Annotated in this window: 3 protein-coding genes; all 3 read left to right on the top strand. The window is 29.7% G+C overall.

Annotation, left to right across the window (positions count from 1 at the left end):
- Positions 1–117: 117 nt before the first annotated feature.
- The 3 genes from ABW636_RS22440 to ABW636_RS22430 all read left to right on the top strand — a co-directional run bounded on the left by ABW636_RS22440 (position 118) and on the right by ABW636_RS22430 (position 4196).
- Positions 118–1821 (top strand): hypothetical protein, encoded by a 1704-nt coding sequence (locus tag ABW636_RS22440; protein WP_367592337.1) that lies wholly within the window; start codon positions 118–120, stop codon positions 1819–1821.
- Between the two features lie 446 nt (positions 1822–2267).
- A complete protein-coding gene (locus tag ABW636_RS22435) occupies positions 2268–3623 on the top strand; it encodes an IS110 family RNA-guided transposase (protein WP_367592336.1) in 1356 nt (451 codons plus the stop codon).
- Between the two features lie 42 nt (positions 3624–3665).
- Positions 3666–4196 (top strand): hypothetical protein, encoded by a 531-nt coding sequence (locus ABW636_RS22430; RefSeq protein WP_367592335.1) that lies wholly within the window; start codon positions 3666–3668, stop codon positions 4194–4196.
- The last annotated feature ends 183 nt before the right edge of the window (positions 4197–4379 follow it).

Below are 4379 nucleotides of genomic sequence, written 5' to 3'. Positions count from 1 at the left end.
ACATCTGATTAAATCGACCAAACCTAGTCAATTCAAATCGACACACAATAAAAAGCTATTTAACTTATAGATTATCAGTAATTTCAAAGAACATTTAATTATTTATAGTGGACACTAGTGAAAAAACTCTTTTATTTATTTACTATAATTCTATTAGTAAACAGTTGTGATAATGTTGAGAATCCTAATCAACAACAGCCCGAAATAAGTTTTGAAACTAAAAATGTAACGGTAAATATTTCTTTACCTGAGAATTCAAGTTTAAATGTCAATAATTTAACAGTCTCATCTCTTTTCACCCATAATAATCAAATCATAAATAATGAAAGCACTGTTGAGTTGTTTGACGAAAATGCGATTGAGTTAGTTTATGTTACAAATGAAAATGGCAAAATAGTTTTGATGAACCTAATAAACCCAAGTAAAACTGAAGAAATCTCACTAAATTCTGCGTCCACAGCAAAGAGTTTAATTATGTTTCATCCTTGGGTTATGCATCTATCTGTTGAAGCAAGAGAAGAGGCATATAATGAAATCTCTTTGCTTCCTGAATTTTCTGATTATCATAATTTAATAATTCAAGGAATAAATTCTGGAGAGATTGACCCTTTAGCAACTCAAGATATTTTGGGTGCTATTGATAATTTGCAAAACAGCATGCTTAGTCGTGTTGAAATTGAAAGAGCCCCATTAACAATGGTAGTCGAAAATAATAACGTAAAAGTTACAAACGAAAAAAATAGTTTAGCTTATTCACTACAATTGTTTGATGAAGGTAATACGCCTGTTGGTAATGAATATATTGTTGATGGTGTCAACAGAGAAATATATTCATGGTCAACTGTTAGTAATATTTTAACTGGTAATTTTGATTTATTTCACCCACAAGATGTAAACTTCCAAATACCAACTCAAAGCCAAATGTACACATTAAAAGCAGACACATGGTCTGGTAGTGCAACATTTAGAAATGGTTCAAATATTGCTTCTTCATTAATAGGAATTTTTTCGACTACACTCAAAAAAGTATTTAAACTTTCAGATTGTGCCTTTAATGTTGGTTCGTACTTTTACAGTAATGTAAATGTTATAATTCAACAGCTGACAAGTAATCAACTATCATCTTCTCAGACCATTAGTCAAATGATGAGTTTTCTCGCCAATGATAGTAACAATCTATATGATATAATTCAAAAATGTCCTGGAAATTATTCAATCGGTTCAGAAGCTTTTAATCAAACTATAAAAGCACTATCAATAATTGGAAATCTAGAAAATGGCACTCTTCTATTCTTTAATCTTATTGATCTTCAAGTATATGACTCAGAAATTGAATTTTGTTTTTTAAAAACGAGTAATGACATCGTTGAATGTGATATTTCCGTAGTTGGAAAAACACTAACATTATCTGTTGATTCATTTTGTATAAATGGAACTGATGATGATGAATTTGATAATTATGATGATGATTATGATGAACCAATTACATTTAACGAAGACGGAACAATGACTTTTGAAGATGAACAACCTGACAATATAATAATAAACTCTTATGAACAAAATGGAAATAATCTGACATTAACATTAAGTCAAAGAAAGTTTTTCTCTGAATTTGGTGATTTTAACTCTAACACCTGTGATGGAAAAACATCTTTTGTTCAAACTTTTACAGCTAATTTAGTGTATGATTCAAGTTCAAATTCTTTTAAAGGAGATGTAAGTTATATTAGACCTGAAACTTCAGGTTTAACTTCTAATGGTTTGAATTGTTATTTCTCTTCTTTAAATTGTTCAGGAACAGGAGAAATGAAACTTGAATAATAACATTTGCTAACAATGTAAAAGAAAACATAGGTATTTAGGTTTTTACTAAAATGTCTTTTCTTATTTTGAAAGTTGCCAAATGTAAAATTTGAGATTTACAAAAAATGATAAAAGCAAAATATTTATATTTGGTTTAGTACCAATCCGAAACGTATCGCTTACCATCCGCCATACGTTTTTTATACGAGCCGTTGTAAACTATCCCTCATAGCTTTCAAAACCCTTTAGTACTATGCTAACGAAGTCTTACTTTTACACTCTAAATAATTTAAGCTCTTTGTAAGGCCGTTTTTTAAAGTGTTGCTACTTTGTATAAGCACGTGCGCAATCCTGGTTGAAATGTTTGCCATTTAGTACATTGGCGGCCTAAATCTTAGGACCCCGTTCAGAATATTTCTTTTTGCCTAAAGCACATTTCCTTAGAGCTTTTAAAATCGTAAGTTATGGAACAACAAATGACATTAGAAATCGTAAACAAAAATGCTGCTGGTATTGATATTGGTAGTCGTAGTCATTGGGTAGCCGTAGGTCAAAAAAAGTCTGATATTAAAGAATTTGGAGTATATAATGAAGATTTATATGCTCTAGCAGATTGGCTTAGAGAACATAAGATTACCTCAGTAGCTATGGAAAGTACAGGTAATTATTGGCAAAACTTACACGCTGTTTTAATTGCCAAGGGATTTGAAGTCACTCTTTGTAATGGAAAATTTACCAAAAATATAAAAGGAAAAAAGACAGATATAATTGATTGCCAATGGATACAAAAATTGCATGCTTTGGGATTACTTTCTTCAAGCTTCTTACCCGATGAAGACACAGAAATATTAAGAACTTTTACCAGACATCGTTTAAATCTAATCCAGCAAGCTGCTGCTTCATCAAAAAAAATGCAAAAATATCTAAGACTTATGAATATAAGATTAGATGTTGTAGTGAAAGATGTTGTAGGACTTACAGGATTGAAAATTATTACAGCTATTTGTTTGGGAGAAACAGATCCTAAAAAACTAGCTAGTTTAAGACATTATAACTGTAGAAAAAGTGAAGAAGAAATAGCTAAAGCTTTACACACAAATGGAAGAAATGATTATTTGTACGCATTAAATGATGAATTAGATACATATAACTATTTACAAGAAAAAATTAGAAAATGTGATGATCAAATAGCTTTGAAAATAGATGACATCATTGGCAAAGATCCTGAAAAAAAAGAACATCATATAGATAAGAAAAAACATAAAAAAATCAATAAAAACACTCCAAAAAATATTGATATCAATCTTAAATCTTATCAAATCTTCAAAGGAATAGATTTATTAGCAATAGAAGGAATTAGTTACAATACTGCACTCACCATAATGAGTGAAATTGGATATGAAGGTATTCATAAATTTAAAACAGCTAAACATTTTACATCTTGGCTCAGATTAGCTCCTAATAACAAAGTAAGTGGAGGAAAAGTATTATCCAGTAAAATTGGTAAAGGAAGTAGTAGGCTCAAAATAGCTCTAAGAAATGCAGCGAATGCTATTGGAAATTTAAAAGACAGTACTCCTCTTAGAGATTTTTTCCATAGAATAAATTTTAGAAAAGGAAGAGTCTCTGCTATTACAGCAACTGCTAGAAAACTTGCTATAATTATCTGGAATATGATTGTCAAGGCTAAACCATATCAAAATCCAGAAGGATACTTATACCTTGACCAAAAAAGAAAACCTGGACTCGTCAAAAGAATTAAAAAACAAATTGATAAATTTGACATCAAACCAGAAGATCTTGAATTTAAAACCTACTGATTTTCAACAAAGAAAATTGACGTTAGTCAGAAGCAAAGAAAAATGCTAAATTTAAAAAAAATAGAAACCATAAAGAGTGAATTAATTCTAACAAATAATTCAACAATTAGCTTTCCGAAGAAAATTACTTTTAAGTTTCCTGAAATTTATAAAATACTGGTTACCAATATAAAAACCACTGAAATATCCGCTGAATGCATTCTTTTCAATTCTGTTAAATCAGTTAATGAATCTAAAGAATTTTCTGATTTGGATTATTGGAACAAAGAGTTTGAAATTGATGACATAAAAGATTATTGGTTCTTTGGAGCAAATGGACAAGGAGATTCTTGGATTTTACACCAATCTGATAAAGTTTTCTTTTATGATCATAATAATGGAGAAATATCCAAAGAAAATCTAATCGACTTGGAATTGAGTTTTGACAAATGGCTACAATTTGCTTTTCTAAATAGACAGTTTGAGGAAATTGATTATAATGAGAGTTTAACTCAAGATTTGAAAAATGTTTATAAGTCTAAGTTATTGGAATTAAGTAATGGATTAGCTAAAAATTATCCTTTTGAGATATGATAGCAAAAGCCAGCAGGTAACACGGTGTATAAAACATAGCTAATAAGTGCTTAACCGAAAAGCAGGGCAATTTCATTTAAAAAATGACCTGAGGCGTTATTTTTTTTATCTTTGACTTGTTGTCAAGTGCCTGACCATATACTGTCAGGGATATAAAAAAATGACAAATTCGCCCAATTCTAA

It is taken from the genome of Aquimarina discodermiae, assembly GCF_040786235.1.
Lineage (GTDB): Bacteria > Bacteroidota > Bacteroidia > Flavobacteriales > Flavobacteriaceae > Aquimarina.
Note: the sequence above shows the minus strand (reverse complement) of the source record. Positions and strands in the feature narration are given on the sequence as shown.

Excerpts from the sequence above, each read along its gene's own strand:
- ABW636_RS22430 (WP_367592335.1), top strand. The coding sequence starts at position 3,666 with ATGCTAAATTTAAAAAAAATAGAAACCATAAAGAGTGAATTAATTCTA.
- ABW636_RS22435 (WP_367592336.1), top strand. The coding sequence starts at position 2,268 with ATGGAACAACAAATGACATTAGAAATCGTAAACAAAAATGCTGCTGGT.